This is a genomic window from Oceanitalea stevensii, assembly GCF_014837105.1.
GTDB classification, from domain to species: Bacteria; Actinomycetota; Actinomycetes; order Actinomycetales; family Actinomycetaceae; genus Oceanitalea; species Oceanitalea stevensii.
The window spans coordinates 171,448-184,973 of the sequence record NZ_JACSPO010000001.1; the positions used below are offsets into that span (position 1 = coordinate 171,448).

The following is a 13,526-nucleotide window of genomic DNA, read 5'->3' on the forward strand; positions in this document are numbered from 1 at the left end:
TGGTGGCTTCACCACGCGCGCCGGTGGCGTCTCCTGCGGCCCGTACGCGGCCGCGGACGGCAGCGGCGGGCTCAACCTCGCCTTCCACGTGGACGACGACGAGGACCGCGTCCTCGCCAACCGCGAGCTCCTCGACCGTCACGTCGGCTCCCACGTCGCCTGGATGAGCCAGCGGCACACCGCCCGCGTCCGCACCGTCCGCGGCGAGCCGAGCCCCGGGCGGACCACCCAGGGGGAGTGCGACGCCCTCGTGGGACGGCGCAGCGGGGCCCGCACGCCCGCCGTCGCCGTCATGGTCGCCGACTGCGTCCCGCTCCTCCTCGCGACGCCCGACGGCGCGCTCGTCGCCGCCGTCCACGTCGGCCGCCAGGGCCTCGCCAGCGGCGTCGTCCTGGCGACCCTCGAGGTGCTCGCCGCGGAGGGCGCCGTCGTCCCCGAGCTGTACGCCTCCCTCGGCCCGAGCATCTGCGGCCGCTGCTACGAGGTCCCGGCCGCGCTGCGGGAGGAGGTGGCCGCCGTCGTCCCCGCCGCGTCGGGCACGACGGCGTGGGGCACCCCCGCCCTCGACATCCCCGCCGGCGTGCTCGCCCAGCTCGCCGCGGGCGGCGTCCGGCGCGTGCAGCACGTGGACGCGTGCACCCGCGAGGACGAGCGCTTCTACTCCTTCCGGCGCGACGGCGTCACCGGCCGCTTCGTCGGCGTCGTCCGTCCCGCCTGAGAACGCGCAAAAACCCGGCGACGACACGCCGCACCTCGGTGCGCGGAGTGGGCACGGCCCTGGTCTAGCGTCACGACAAGGAGCGGCACGAGGTGTGATCGCAGAACTCGAGACGGGAGCAGTCATGGCCGGAGCACTGCGCAAGACGATGGCGTACCTCGGACTGTCCGAGGACGAGGGGGACTACGTCGACGAGCTCGACGTCCCCCGCCACGAGGAGCCGGCGGCCCCCGAGGCCCGCCCCGAGCGCGAGGAGCCGCGGGCCCAGGTCACGCCCATGCGCGTGGTGCCCGCCCCGGAGCCCGTCGAGCACGACCTGCGCCGGATCAGCACGGTGCACCCCTCGACCTACAACGAGGCGCGGGTCATCGGCGAGGCCTTCCGCGACGGCACGCCCGTCATCATGAACCTCACCGGCATGAGCGAGACCGAGGCCAAGCGCATGGTCGACTTCTCCGCCGGCCTCGTCTTCGGCCTGCACGGCTCGATCGAGCGGGTGACCAACCGTGTGTTCCTGCTCTCCCCGGCGAGCGTCGAGGTCGCCACCGACTCGGGCCAGCCCGAGACCGGCCCCGGCCGCCTGTTCAACCAGAGCTGAGACGTGCAACTCGTCTTCTCGATCGTCTACTTCCTGCTCCTCCTCTACCTGGTCGTCCTCATCGGGCGGCTGGTCCTGGACTGGGTGCAGGTGTTCTCCCGCGACTGGCGGCCACGGGGCATCCTCCTCGTGCTCGCCGAGCTCGTGTACACGCTGACCGACCCGCCGCTGAACTGGCTGCGCCGCTACATCCCGCCGCTCCGACTGGGTCCGGTGGCGCTCGACCTGGGCTTCATCATCCTGTTCCTGGGCGTGAGCATCGCGATGCGCGTGGCCGGTTCCCTGTCACTCGCGTGACGCATGTGAACCCCGAGACGTGCTGGCTCTAGTAACGTTCCGCTAACGTGGACCCGTGAGACGCGCGACGCTCACGACCGAACGACTGACTTACTGAGGTGACGACTATGGCGCTGCTCACAGCAGACGACGTGCTGAACAAGAAGTTTCAGCCGACGAAGTTCCGGGAGGGCTACGACCAGGACGAGGTCGACGACTTCCTGGACGAGGTCGTCAACACGCTGAGCACGCTCAGCGGTGAGAACGAGGAGCTCAAGGCGAAGCTCGCCGCGGCTGAGCGCCGCGTCGCCGAGCTGAGCAGCGGCGAGCAGCCCACGGCCGTCGCCGTGGCGCCGGAGCCGCAGCCCGAGCCCGAGCCCGAGCCCGAGCCCGAGCCGGAGCCCGAGCCCGAGCCGCAGCCCTCCTTCGCGCCGCCCGCCGCGGCCGCCGCACCCGCGCCGGTCGAGAGCGTCACCGAGAACGCCGACGAGCCGACCTCGGCCACCGGCATGCTCGCCCTGGCGCAGCGCGTGCACGACGAGTACGTCAACAACGGCAAGCAGGAGGGTGAGCGCATCCTCCACGAGGCGCGCACCGAGGCGGAGCGCATCGTGCGCGAGGCCGAGGACACCCACAACCGCACGCTCGCCCAGCTCGAGCAGGAGCGGTCGCTCCTCGAGCGCAAGATCGACGAGCTGCGGGTCTTCGAGCGCGACTACCGCACGCGTCTGAAGAGCTACCTCGAGTCGCTCCTCTCCGACGTCGAGGGTCGCGGCAACGTCTCCGGGCGTGGTGACTCCGGCTCGGCACAGTTCGGTCGCTGAGCGTGACACGACGGCGGCGGCCCACGGGGCCGCCGCCGTCGTCGCACGTCAAGGAAGGGAACGCATGACCCAGCAGCAGCGGGGCCGACGCGGGATGGTCATCCTCCTCGTCGCCCTGGCCCTCGGCATCGCCGGCATCGACCAGGCGACGAAGTACCTCGCCGAGGAGCGGCTGACCCAGGGCGTGTACGTCCCCCTCGTCGGTGACCTCCTCGGCTGGCAGCTCATCTACAACCCCGGGGCGGCCTTCTCCCTCGGGACCGGGATGACGTGGGTCTTCACGATCATCATGGTCGTCGTCATCGCCGTCGTGCTGCGGGTCTCCCGCCGTCTCCGCTCGGGTGCCTGGGCACTGGCGCTGGGCATGCTCCTCGGTGGGGCGGTCGGCAACCTCTACGACCGGCTGCTGCGCGAGCCCGGCTTCGCGCGCGGCCACGTCGTCGACTTCATCAACTACAACGGCTGGTTCGTCGGCAACGTCGCCGACATCGCCATCGTGCTCGCCGCCATCCTCATCGCCCTCCTCGCGCTGCTCGGCATCGAGGTCGACGGCACCCGCACCGTCAGCCACCGGGAGGACGACGACGTCGCACCCGCCGACGACGACGCCGAGCCGGTGAGCGAGGAGCCGCTCGTCGAGGAGAGCGACTTCTCCCCGGAGGTGCCGCGCGCCACCGACGACGACGGCGTCGACGTCGCCACCTGGGTGAGCGGGGCGGGCTCCGCGCCCACCACCCCCTCGCCGCGCGGTGACGTACCGGCTCCCGCCCCGGTGACACCCACGTGGTCCGCGGTGCGGCCGGCCGCGGACACGCAGCCGGCCGACGAGGCGACGACGCCCGGGGAGGGCTCCGGCCCCACCTCCCGGCGCCGCCCGCGCAGCCGCCGCGAGATCCGCCTCGCCACGTCCGACGACGATGCCTGAGACGCGCTCCCTGCCCGTCCCCGACGGCCTCGCCGGCGAGCGGGTCGACGCCGCCCTGTCACGGCTGCTGGGCCTGTCCCGCACCCGCGCCGCGGAGCTGGCCACCGAGGGCGGGGTCGTGCTCGACGGCCGCACCCTGGCCAAGTCCGACCGGCTCGTGGCCGGCGGGTGGCTCGAGGTCACCCTGCCCGACGCGCCGTCGGCACCGCCGCCCGCGCCGGTCGCCGGCCTGAGGATCGCCTACGAGGACGACGACGTCGTCGTCGTGGACAAGCCCGTCGGGGTGGCCGCCCACGGCAGCCCGGGCTGGCAGGGCCCCACCGTCGTCGGCAGCCTCCACGCCGCCGGGTACCGCGTCTCGACGTCCGGGGCGGCCGAGCGGCAGGGCATCGTCCACCGGCTCGACGTCGGCACGTCCGGCCTCATGGTCGTGGCCAAGTCCGAGCTCGCGTACACCGTCCTCAAGCGCGCCTTCAAGGAGCGCACGGTCGAGAAGGTCTACCACGCCCTGGTCCAGGGCCACATGGACCCTTTCGCCGGGACGATCGACGCGCCCGTGGGCCGCGACCCGCGGCACGACTACCGCTTCGCCGTCGTCGCCGACGGCAAGCCCGCCGTCACCCACTACGAGACGCTCGAGGCGATGTCCGGGGCGTCCCTGCTCGAGATCCACCTCGAGACCGGTCGCACCCACCAGATCCGCGTCCACACCTCCGCGGTCCGCCACCCCTGCCTGGGGGACACGACGTACGGCGCCGACCCCGTCCTCGCCCAGCGGCTGGGGCTGACGCGGCAGTGGCTGCACGCCGTGCGTCTCGGCTTTGCGCACCCGCGCGACGGCCGCCCGCTCGTCGTCACGAGCGAGTACCCGCAGGACCTCGCGGGGGCGCTGGAGATGGTGCGCGAGGGGCGCCGGTGAGCGTCGAGGTCCGCACCGTCGCCACCCGCGCCGAGCTCGAGGCCGCGTGGGCGGTGCGCTTCGCCGTCTTCGTCGACGAGCAGGGCGTGCCGGCGGACATCGAGGTCGACGAGCTCGACGAGGCCCCCACGACCACCCACGTCCTCGCCGTCGACGGGACCACCGGCGAGGTGCTCGGCACGGGGCGGCTGCTCCTCGACGCCCCGGGCCACGTCCACCTCGGGCGCCTGGCCGTGCACGCCGCCGCACGCGGCCGCGGGGTGGGCGCACGGCTCGTCACCGCACTGGTCGACCTCGCCCTCGAGCGGCACGTCGCGGGCGAGCCGCCCGCCGTCGAGGTCGTGCTCAGCGCCCAGGAGTCGGCGATGGGCTTCTACGAGCGGCTGGGCTTCTCCGTCGTGTCCGGCGAGCGGTACCTCGACGCCGACATCTGGCACCAGGACATGGCCCGCACGCTCACGCGCGGCTGACGCGGCGCCGCGTCAGCCCGCCACCGCGCCATACTGGGGAGGTGAGCAGCGACGCCCTCGCCCGCGCCCGGTCGGCGCACACCGACCGGCGGTGGGCCACGGCCTTCGCCGCGTTCCGCGAGGCCGAGCGCACCGGGCCGCTCCACCCGCGAGACCTGGACCAGATGGCGGAGTGCGCCCACCTGCTCCACCGGATGGACGAGTACTTCGCCGCCCGGGAGCTGGCCTACCAGCGGCACCTCGACAGCGGCGACCACGCCGCAGCAGCGCTGAGCTCGTTCTGGATCGCGGCACAGCACCTCCACGACGGGGACGTCGCCCACGGCACCGGTTGGCTGCAGCGGTTCGAGCATCTGGCCTCGCAGGGAGGTGACGACCGCATCGCGGGCTACCTCCTCCTGGCGCGGTCCTTCCCCGCCGCGGGCAGCGGCGACCTCGACGCGGCGGCCCGCCTGGCTGCCGCGGCCGCACGCGCGGCCCGCGGGTCCGCCGACGCCGACCTCGCCGCCCTCGCCCTCCACCAGGCCGGGATCGTCCGTCTCGCCGCAGGCCTCGTCCAGGAGGGTGGTGCGCTCCTCGACGAGGCGATGGTCGTCGTCACCGCCGACCGGGTGTCCTCGATGGTCACCGGGATCGTCTACTGCGGTGTGATCGCCGGCTGCTGGGAGATCTACGACATCGGCCGCGCCCACGAGTGGACCGACGCCATGGCCGGCTGGTGCGCCACCCAGCCCGAGATGGCGGGGTTCGTCGGGGAGTGCCGGGTCCGGCGCGCCGAGCTCCTCGAGCTCGTGGGGGAGTGGGACGCGGCCGACGCGCTGCTCGTCGGCCTGGACGACGACGTCGACCGCACCTCCGCCGCACTCGCCGCGTCCGTGCGCGGTGACCTCGCGCGCCTCCAGGGCCGGTGGGGTGATGCGGACGCGGCGTACGCCACGGCCGCCCGCGGCGGGTGGGAGCCGCAGCCGGGCCTCGCCCTCCTGCGTCTCGCCCGGGGAAGCACGCAGGCGGCGGCCGCCATGGTGCGCCGGGCGCTGGCCGAGACGAGCACGGTCGCCCGGCGCGTGCCGCTGCTGGCCGCGGCCGTCGAGGTCCTTCTCGCCGTGCGTGACGAGTCCGGGGCGCGATCGCTGGCCGAGGAGCTGGCGGCCCTCGCCGAACGGCAGGACAGTGACCTCGTCCGCGCGGCCGCCGCTCAGGCGCAGGGCCGCCTCGCCCTGTCGGCCGGTCGTCCCGAGGAGGCCGGTGCACCGTTGGCCCGCGCGCTCGCGACGTGGCTGCGCGTCGCGGCGCCGTACGAGGAGGCCCGGAGCAGAGCACTCCTGGCGGCGGCCTGGCACGCCCTCGGTGACGTCGAGTCTGCCGAGCGGGAACGGGACACCGCCCGGCAGATCTTCACGAGCCTCGGCGCCCTGCCGGATCTCGAGGCGCTGGACCGCCGCGCCCGGGAGGTGCTGAGCGCGCGTGAGGTCGAGGTGCTGCGGCTCGTCGCGACCGGTGCCACCAACCGTGCCATCGCCGAGCGTCTCGTCCTCAGCGAGCGCACCGTCGACCGGCACGTGAGCAACATCCTCACAAAGCTCGACGTCTCCAGCCGGGCGGCGGCCACGGCCCGAGCGGCCGCCCGACAGCTGCTCTGACGGGCGCCCCACGCGGCGACGGTACCCACGTGCACCGTCGGCCACGGGTGGGTGGTCTCACCGATGTGGCGCGACCGGTCCCCTCCGTAGCGTTCCGGCCGTAGGACCGACCGAGGGAGCAGACCATGGACCACACGATCGTCATCGGTGCCGGACAGGCGGGCCTTGCCGCCGGCTACCACCTTGCCCGCCGCGGGCTGCCCGTCACGATCCTCGAGGCCGACGACCGTGTCGGTGGGGCGTGGAACCACCGCTGGGACAGCATGCGGGTGTTCACCCCTGCGCCCAGCATCGGGCTGCCCGGTGTGCCGTTCCCGCGCGGGGAGATGTTCCCGGCCGGCGCACAGGTGGCCGAGTACCTCAGTGCGTACGCCGAGCGGGTCGGTCTGGACGTCCGCACGGGCGTCGCCGTCGACGGCGTCTTCCGGGACGGGGAGCGGTTCCAGGTGACCGCTGGTGCGGCCTCCTTCACCGCCGCCAACGTCGTCCTGGCGACCGGGGCCGAGCGTGTCCCCAACGTCCCGTCCGTAGCCGAGCGCCTCTCCTCCCGGATCGTGCAGCTGCACTCGGCCGACTACCGCAACCCCTCCCAGCTGCAGCCGGGTGGCGTCGCCGTCGTCGGTGCCGCCAACTCCGGCGCAGACCTCGCGCTCGAGCTCGCGGCCACCCACGAGGTGGTGCTGTGCGGACGCCACCCGGGGCACATCCCGCTCCGCATCGAGTCCCGGGCGATGCTCGCCGTCTTTCCCCTCATCGCCCTCACCTGGAACCACGTCCTCACGCGGGAGACTCCTCCCGGCCGGAGGTCGCGGGAGAAGGTGCTCGCCGGCCGCGGCGCACCCCTCATCCGGGTCAAGCCGTGGGACCTGGACGCCGCGGGCGTCCGCCGGGCCGGGCGCGTCGTGGACGTCACCGACGGCTTGCCGGTCACCGCGGACGGCGACGTGCTCGACGTCGCCAACGTCGTGTGGGCCACCGGCTTCCTCCCCGGGCACGGCTGGCTCGAGCTGCCCGGGCTCGACTCCTCCGGCTTCCTCGACAACGACCGCGGCGCCGTCACCGGTCAGCCGGGGCTCTACGTCCTCGGTCAGCTGTTCCAGCACCGGTTCTCCTCCCACAACGCCCTCGGCGTCGTCCTGGACGCCGAGCTGGTGGTGGGCGACATCGCGCGCAGAGCCGTCGGTGCCGGGGCGTCCGTCCGCCCGTGACCGGGCGCGGTCGGTCGCCCGCCGCCACGACAGGGAGATCGCGTTCGACGCCGCCCGGCTGCGGCATGATGTCCGCACCGGTGGCAGGCTCGCCGGCGGTTTGAACGCCGAGAGGAGTCGTCGTGGTCGGTCGTGGACGCACCGGGGTCGTCATCGGCGGCGGCATCGGCGGGCTCGCCGCAGCTAGCGCGCTGGGTCAGGCGGGCTGGGACGTCACCGTGCTCGAACGCGCCGCCGAGGGCGGGGAGATCGGAGCAGGGCTCACGATCATGGCGAACGGGCAGCGGGCGCTGCGCGAGCTCGGCCTCGCCGACGCCGTCCGCGCCGCCGCCGCGCCGCAGGGCGGGGGCGGGCTGCGGGACCCGTCAGGACGCTGGCTCGCGCGGGTCGACGGCGCCGCCCTGAAGCGGGAGCTCGGCACCTCGGTCGTCGGGATCCACCGGGAGCAGCTGCACCGCGTGCTCCGTGAGGCGCTGCCCGCCGGCGCGCTCGTCACGGGGGCCGAGGTCCTCGACGTCACCGCCGGACCGCCCGCGTCGGTGACCTTCGTCCGTGACGGCGAGCGGCACACGCTCACGGCGGACCTCGTCGTCGGGGCCGACGGCATCAGGTCGGCCGTGCGTCGCACGCTCTGGCCCGACCACCCGGGTCCGGCCCACACGGGCGTGACGGCCTGGCGCTCGGTGACCGCGGACAGGTGGCCGCTCGACCTCGTCGGTGCCGTCACCTGGGGCCCGGGCACGGAGTTCGGCACGGTGCCCCTGGTGGACGGGCGGGTCTACTGGTTCGCGGCGGTCGCCGGCGCGCCCGTCGGGCACCGGTTCGCGGACGAGGTCGGCCACCTGCGCAGGCGCTTCGCCGGCTGGCACGCCCCGATCCCCGAGCTGCTCGCCGCCGCCGAGCCGGGCGCCGTGCTGCGCCACGACCTGCAGCACCTCGCCGTGCCACTGCCCAGCTACGTCACCGGCGCTGCCGCTCTCCTCGGGGACGCCGCCCACGCCATGACACCGAACCTCGGGCAGGGCGCGGCGCAGGCGCTGGAGGACGCCGTCGTGCTCGGACGCGCGGTGGCCCGGTACGAGGGTGACGTCCCGGCCGCGCTCCGCGTCTACAACCGCACCCGGCGGCCGCGGTCGCAGGCGGTGGCGAGGGCCTCCCGCTGGAGCGGCCGCTTCGGGCACGAGCTGCGGTCCGCGCCGCTCGTCGCGGTGCGTGACCTGATGGTGCGCGCCACGCCCGCCACTGCTGCGCTGTCGTCGCTCGCGCGGTTCGCCCACTGGGAGCCGGAGCTGGTCGAGTCCTGACCCGCCCGGCGGGGCGGCGGAGACGTGCCGCGGGGCCGCCGCGGACGTCGTCGTGGCTGCCTCACGCCGGGCACGGCGTCGGCGGACGGCGACACGCCGAGCGACCTGGATCTCGCCCCGAGGTGGCCGGCCGTGTCGGTCCCGCGACCTAGACTGGCGAGCATGGCTGCTGGAGGATCTGACAACTTCACCCACCTCCACGTGCACACCGAGTACTCGATGCTCGACGGTGCCTCCAAGGTCGACGAGCTGCTGGGCGAGGCCGCCCGGATGGGCCAGCCCGCCCTGGCGATCACCGACCACGGCTACCTCTTCGGGGCCTTCGACTTCTGGTCCAGCGCCCAGAAGCACGGCGTCAAGCCCATCATCGGGCTCGAGGCCTACGTGACGCCGGGCACCTCGCGCTTCGACAAGTCCCGGGTGCGCTGGGGCGAGGAGCACCAGGCCAAGGACGACGTCTCAGCCCGCGGCTCCTACACGCACATGACCCTGCTGGCCAAGAACAACCGGGGGATGAACAACCTCTTCCGGCTCGGCTCGCGCGCCTCCATCGAGGGCCAGATGGGCAAGTGGCCGCGGATGGACCGCGAGCTCATCGAGACCCACGCCGAGGGCCTCATCGCCACCACCGGCTGCCCGTCGGGCGAGGTGCAGACCCGCATCCGCCTCGGCCAGTACGACGAGGCGCTGCGCGCCGCCCGCGAGCTGCAGGACATCTTCGGCCGCGAGAACTACTACGTCGAGCTCATGGACCACGGCCTGGACATCGAGCGCCGCGTGACGAGCGACCTCCTGCGCCTGTCCAAGGACATCGGTGCGCCGCTCCTGGCCACCAACGACTCCCACTACACCCGCCCGGACGACGCGCGCACCCACGAGGTCATGCTCGCCCTGCAGTCGGGCAGCAAGCTCACCGAGCCGAGCTACGACCAGGGCGGCAGCCGTTTCGCCTTCACCGGGGACACCTACTACCTGCGCCCGGCCGCCGAGATGCGCGAGGTCTTCCGTGACCTGCCCGAGGCCTGCGACAACACCCTCCTCGTCGCCGAGCAGTGCGACGTCACCTTCCGCACCTCCGCCGACGGCGCGAACTACATGCCGCGCTTCCCCGTGCCCGCGGGGGAGGACGAGCACTCGTGGTTCGTCAAGGAGGTCGAGAAGGGACTGAAGTACCGCTACCCCGAGGGCGTGCCCGACCACGTCGAGAAGCAGGCGCGGTACGAGGTCGAGGTCATCACCCAGATGGGCTTCCCCGGCTACTTCCTCGTCGTCGCCGACTTCATCAACTGGGCCAAGTCCCAGGGCATCCGCGTGGGGCCGGGCCGTGGCTCCGGCGCCGGCTCGATGGTCGCCTACGCGCTGCGCATCACCGACCTCGACCCCCTCGTCCACGGCCTCATCTTCGAGCGCTTCCTCAACCCCGACCGCGTCTCGATGCCCGACTTCGACGTCGACTTCGACGAGCGCCGGCGCGGTGAGGTCATCCGCTACGTCACCGAGAAGTACGGCGACGACCGCGTCGCCCAGGTCGTCACCTACGGCACCATCAAGGCCAAGCAGGCCCTCAAGGACTCCGCGCGCGTCCTGGACTTCCCCTTCCAGATGGGGGAGAAGCTCACCAAGGCCATGCCGCCGTCGGTCATGGGCAAGGACATCACCCTCGCCGGCATCTTCGACCCGCGCGACAAGCGCTACGCCGAGGCCGAGGAGTTCCGCCAGCTCCACGCCGCGGACCCGGACGCGCAGGCCGTCGTCGAGACCGCGCAGGGCCTGGAGGGCATCAAGCGGCAGTGGGGCGTGCACGCCTGCGCCGTCATCATGTCCAGCGAGCCGCTCCAGGACGTCATCCCGGTCATGCTGCGCCCGCAGGACGGCGCGATCATCACGCAGTTCGACTACCCGCAGTGCGAGAACCTCGGGCTGCTCAAGATGGACTTCCTCGGGCTGCGCAACCTCACCGTCATCGACGACGCCCTGGAGAACATCGAGCGCAACGGCAAGGAGGTCCCCGACCTCGAGCGCCTCCCGCTGGACGACCCCCTCACCTACGCCATGCTCGGCCGCGGAGACACCCTGGGCGTGTTCCAGCTCGACGGCGCCGGCATGCGGACCCTGCTGCGTCTCATGCGCCCCGACAACTTCGAGGACATCTCCGCCGTCGGCGCGCTCTACCGGCCCGGCCCGATGGGCGCGAACTCCCACACGAACTACGCGCTGCGCAAGACCGGCCAGCAGGCGATCGAGCCGATCCACCCCGAGCTCGAGGAGCCGCTCGCCGAGATCCTCGGCACCACCTACGGCCTGATCGTCTACCAGGAGCAGGTGATGGCGATCGCGCAGAAGGTCGCCGGGTACACGCTCGGCCAGGCCGACCTGCTGCGCCGCGCCATGGGCAAGAAGAAGAAGGCCGAGCTGGACAAGCAGTTCGCCAGCTTCGAGGCCGGCATGCTCGAGCGTGGCTACTCCCCGGCCGCGGTCAAGACGCTGTGGGACATCCTCCTGCCCTTCTCCGACTACGCCTTCAACAAGGCGCACTCGGCGGCGTACGGGATCATCTCCTACTGGACCGCGTACCTGAAGGCGAACTTCCCCACGGAGTTCATGGCCGCCCTGCTCACCTCCACGCAGGTGAACAAGGACCGCCTGGGGCTGTACCTCGGCGAGGCCCGCCACATGGGCATCAGCGTGCTGTCTCCGGACGTCAACACCTCGGTGGGCTCCTTCGCGGCCGTCGGGGAGGAGATCCGTTTCGGCCTCGCCGCGGTGCGCAACGTCGGGGCGAACGTCGTCGAGGCGATCATCTCCACCCGCGAGGAGAAGGGGGAGTACACCTCCTTCACCGACTTCCTCGACAAGGTGCCCGCGGTCGTGTGCAACAAGCGCACCATCGAGTCGCTCATCAAGGCCGGGGCCTTCGACTCCCTGGGCCACACCCGCCGCGCTCTCCTCGCCCGCCACGAGGAGGCCATCGACATGGTCATCGACGTCAAGCGCAACGAGGCGGTCGGCCAGTTCGACCTCTTCGCGGGCCTCGGCGGCGACGGCGGGGCGGGCGGTGCCGGCTTCACCATCGACATCCCCGACCTGCCCGAGTGGGACAAGCCGGAGAAGCTCACCTTCGAGCGCCAGATGCTCGGCCTGTACGTCTCGGACCACCCGCTGTTCGGGCTCGAGCACGTGCTCCAGCGCGCCGCGGACGTCTCGATCGCCACGCTGCTCACCGACGAGACCCGTCCAGACGGCTCCAACGTCACCATCGCCGGCCTCGTCACCTCCCTGCAGCGGAAGATGACGAAGAACGGCAACCCGTGGGCGATCGCCACCGTCGAGGACCTCGAGGGCGCGATCGAGGTGCTGTTCTTCCCGCAGACCTACTCGACGGTCTCGACGATGCTCGCCGACGACTCGATCATCACGGTGCGTGGCCGCCTCAACCGGCGCGACGACATCCCGACGATCTACGCCGCCGAGATGACCCTGCCGGACGTCTCCCAGGCCACCGACGGGCCGGTCCAGCTCACGCTCGCCGCCAACCGGTGCACCGCGCCGCTCGTCGAGCGGCTCAAGGGGATCCTCACCGACCACCCCGGCAGCTCGGAGGTGCGGCTGCGGCTCACCAGCCCCGGCCGGTCGACGACGATGCGCCTGGAGGACTCCTTCCGCGTCGAGCCCTCCACGGCGCTGTTCGGTGACCTCAAGACGCTCCTCGGCCCGGGCTGCCTCGTCTAGCGGTCCGGCCTCGGGGGCTCAGCCCTCGGCGTGGGAGGTGGCCCCGCCCAGGCCCGTGAGCCGGACGCCGTCGACGAGCTCGGCGAGCTCGGCGAGGCGGTGCGCCCGGGCCGACTCGGCGAGCGTGAACGGCTGACCCGGCCGGGCGAGCACGACCGCTCCGCGCCAGCCGGCGTGGATCTTGATCCGTGTGGCGTCGCCCGACAGGTGGGAGGCCGGGTCGCCGGGCCCGCCGTCGACCACCTCGGCACCGAGGAAGTCGGCGACGGCCTCGGGAAGCTCGTGCGGGGCCTCCGCGACGCGCAGGGCGGTGCACAGCGCCCGGGTCGGGTTGTCGACCAGGGCCAGGGCGGTGGTCGGCCACGCCTGGACGGCGCGGCCCCCGCCGTCCTCGACGGCCTCGACGAGGTCCCGCGCGGTGATCTCCTCCGGGACGTCGACGACGAACTCGTCGACCGCCCCGTCGGCACCGGGCTGGACCTGCACGCCGAGGATGTTGCCGTCGAGCAGTCGCAGCTGCCGGGTGATGGCCTCGAGGCTGCCGGGGGTGTCCCGCACCGTCGTCCGCAGCCGCCACAGCGAGCCGGCGGCGTCGAGGCGTCGCCGCTCGCGCAGGATCGGCCCGTGCAGCCAGCGCCGCAGCAGCCGGGTCACCGAGGGTTCGGCGACCCACACGGCCAGGGCGGTGGCCGTCACCGTGAGCACGAGCACCTTGGTGAGGAGCGGGAGGTCGCTGGCCACGACGGCGGCGTGCACCGCCAGCTCGAGCGGGAGCATGGCCAGGACGGTCGCGGCCGTCCGGCGTGCCTTGCGTGGCTCGGGCAGCCGCCCGCACACCTCGCAGGCCAGCGTGTCCGTCGGGTCCCCGTGCTTGTCCATGCCCCCAGGCTGGCCGACCCCCGTTCCGGGGACGTT

The 13,526-nt window shown here is 73.1% G+C and carries 12 protein-coding genes; 11 read left to right on the forward strand and 1 reads right to left on the reverse strand.

What is annotated here, in order from left to right; all coding sequences use genetic code 11:
- From H9624_RS00805 to dnaE, 11 genes are all read left to right on the forward strand, one after another.
- A partial coding sequence (locus H9624_RS00805; protein ID WP_251838015.1) for a purine nucleoside phosphorylase YfiH/LACC1 family protein occupies positions 1 to 718 on the forward strand: 718 nt, incomplete at its 5' end.
- Between the two features lie 124 nt (positions 719 to 842).
- Positions 843 to 1,316 carry a cell division protein SepF gene (locus H9624_RS00810; RefSeq protein ID WP_251838016.1) on the forward strand — a complete coding sequence of 158 codons (474 nt, stop codon included), beginning with the start codon at positions 843 to 845 and terminating at the stop codon, positions 1,314 to 1,316.
- A 3-nt stretch (positions 1,317 to 1,319) separates the two neighbouring features.
- Positions 1,320 to 1,613 (forward strand): YggT family protein, encoded by a 294-nt coding sequence (locus H9624_RS00815; RefSeq protein ID WP_251838017.1) that lies wholly within the window; start codon positions 1,320 to 1,322, stop codon positions 1,611 to 1,613.
- A gap of 107 nt (positions 1,614 to 1,720) precedes the next feature.
- Positions 1,721 to 2,416 carry a DivIVA domain-containing protein gene (locus H9624_RS00820; RefSeq protein WP_251838018.1) on the forward strand — a complete coding sequence of 232 codons (696 nt, stop codon included), beginning with the start codon at positions 1,721 to 1,723 and terminating at the stop codon, positions 2,414 to 2,416.
- Positions 2,417 to 2,480: 64 nt separating this feature from the next.
- Positions 2,481 to 3,341: a signal peptidase II gene (gene lspA, locus H9624_RS16755; RefSeq protein WP_307784906.1), complete on the forward strand. Its 861-nt coding sequence runs from the start codon at positions 2,481 to 2,483 to the stop codon at positions 3,339 to 3,341.
- The gene (locus tag H9624_RS00830) at positions 3,334 to 4,260 is read left to right on the forward strand and encodes an RluA family pseudouridine synthase (protein ID WP_251838019.1); all 927 of its coding nucleotides are present in this window, start codon (positions 3,334 to 3,336) and stop codon (positions 4,258 to 4,260) included. The genes lspA and H9624_RS00830 overlap by 8 nt, the downstream gene beginning before the upstream one ends.
- Entirely contained in the window at positions 4,257 to 4,730 is a 474-nt protein-coding gene (locus H9624_RS00835) for a GNAT family N-acetyltransferase (protein ID WP_251838020.1), read from the forward strand. Before H9624_RS00830 ends, H9624_RS00835 begins: the two co-directional genes overlap by 4 nt.
- Before the next feature lie 41 nt (positions 4,731 to 4,771).
- The gene (locus tag H9624_RS16760) at positions 4,772 to 6,370 is read left to right on the forward strand and encodes a LuxR C-terminal-related transcriptional regulator (protein WP_251838021.1); all 1,599 of its coding nucleotides are present in this window, start codon (positions 4,772 to 4,774) and stop codon (positions 6,368 to 6,370) included.
- A 125-nt stretch (positions 6,371 to 6,495) separates the two neighbouring features.
- The gene (locus H9624_RS00845; RefSeq protein WP_251838022.1) at positions 6,496 to 7,578 is read left to right on the forward strand and encodes a flavin-containing monooxygenase; all 1,083 of its coding nucleotides are present in this window, start codon (positions 6,496 to 6,498) and stop codon (positions 7,576 to 7,578) included.
- Between the two features lie 122 nt (positions 7,579 to 7,700).
- Positions 7,701 to 8,882, forward strand: coding sequence for an FAD-dependent monooxygenase (locus H9624_RS00850; RefSeq protein ID WP_251838023.1), 1,182 nt, complete (start codon positions 7,701 to 7,703; stop codon positions 8,880 to 8,882).
- Positions 8,883 to 9,044: 162 nt separating this feature from the next.
- A complete protein-coding gene (gene dnaE, locus H9624_RS00855; RefSeq protein ID WP_251838024.1) occupies positions 9,045 to 12,611 on the forward strand; it encodes a DNA polymerase III subunit alpha in 3,567 nt (1,188 codons plus the stop codon).
- Between the two features lie 18 nt (positions 12,612 to 12,629).
- On the opposite strand, the gene H9624_RS00860 is transcribed toward dnaE, so the two are convergent.
- Positions 12,630 to 13,490 (reverse strand): amino acid-binding protein, encoded by an 861-nt coding sequence (locus H9624_RS00860; RefSeq protein ID WP_251838025.1) that lies wholly within the window; start codon positions 13,488 to 13,490, stop codon positions 12,630 to 12,632.
- Positions 13,491 to 13,526 lie beyond the last annotated feature (36 nt).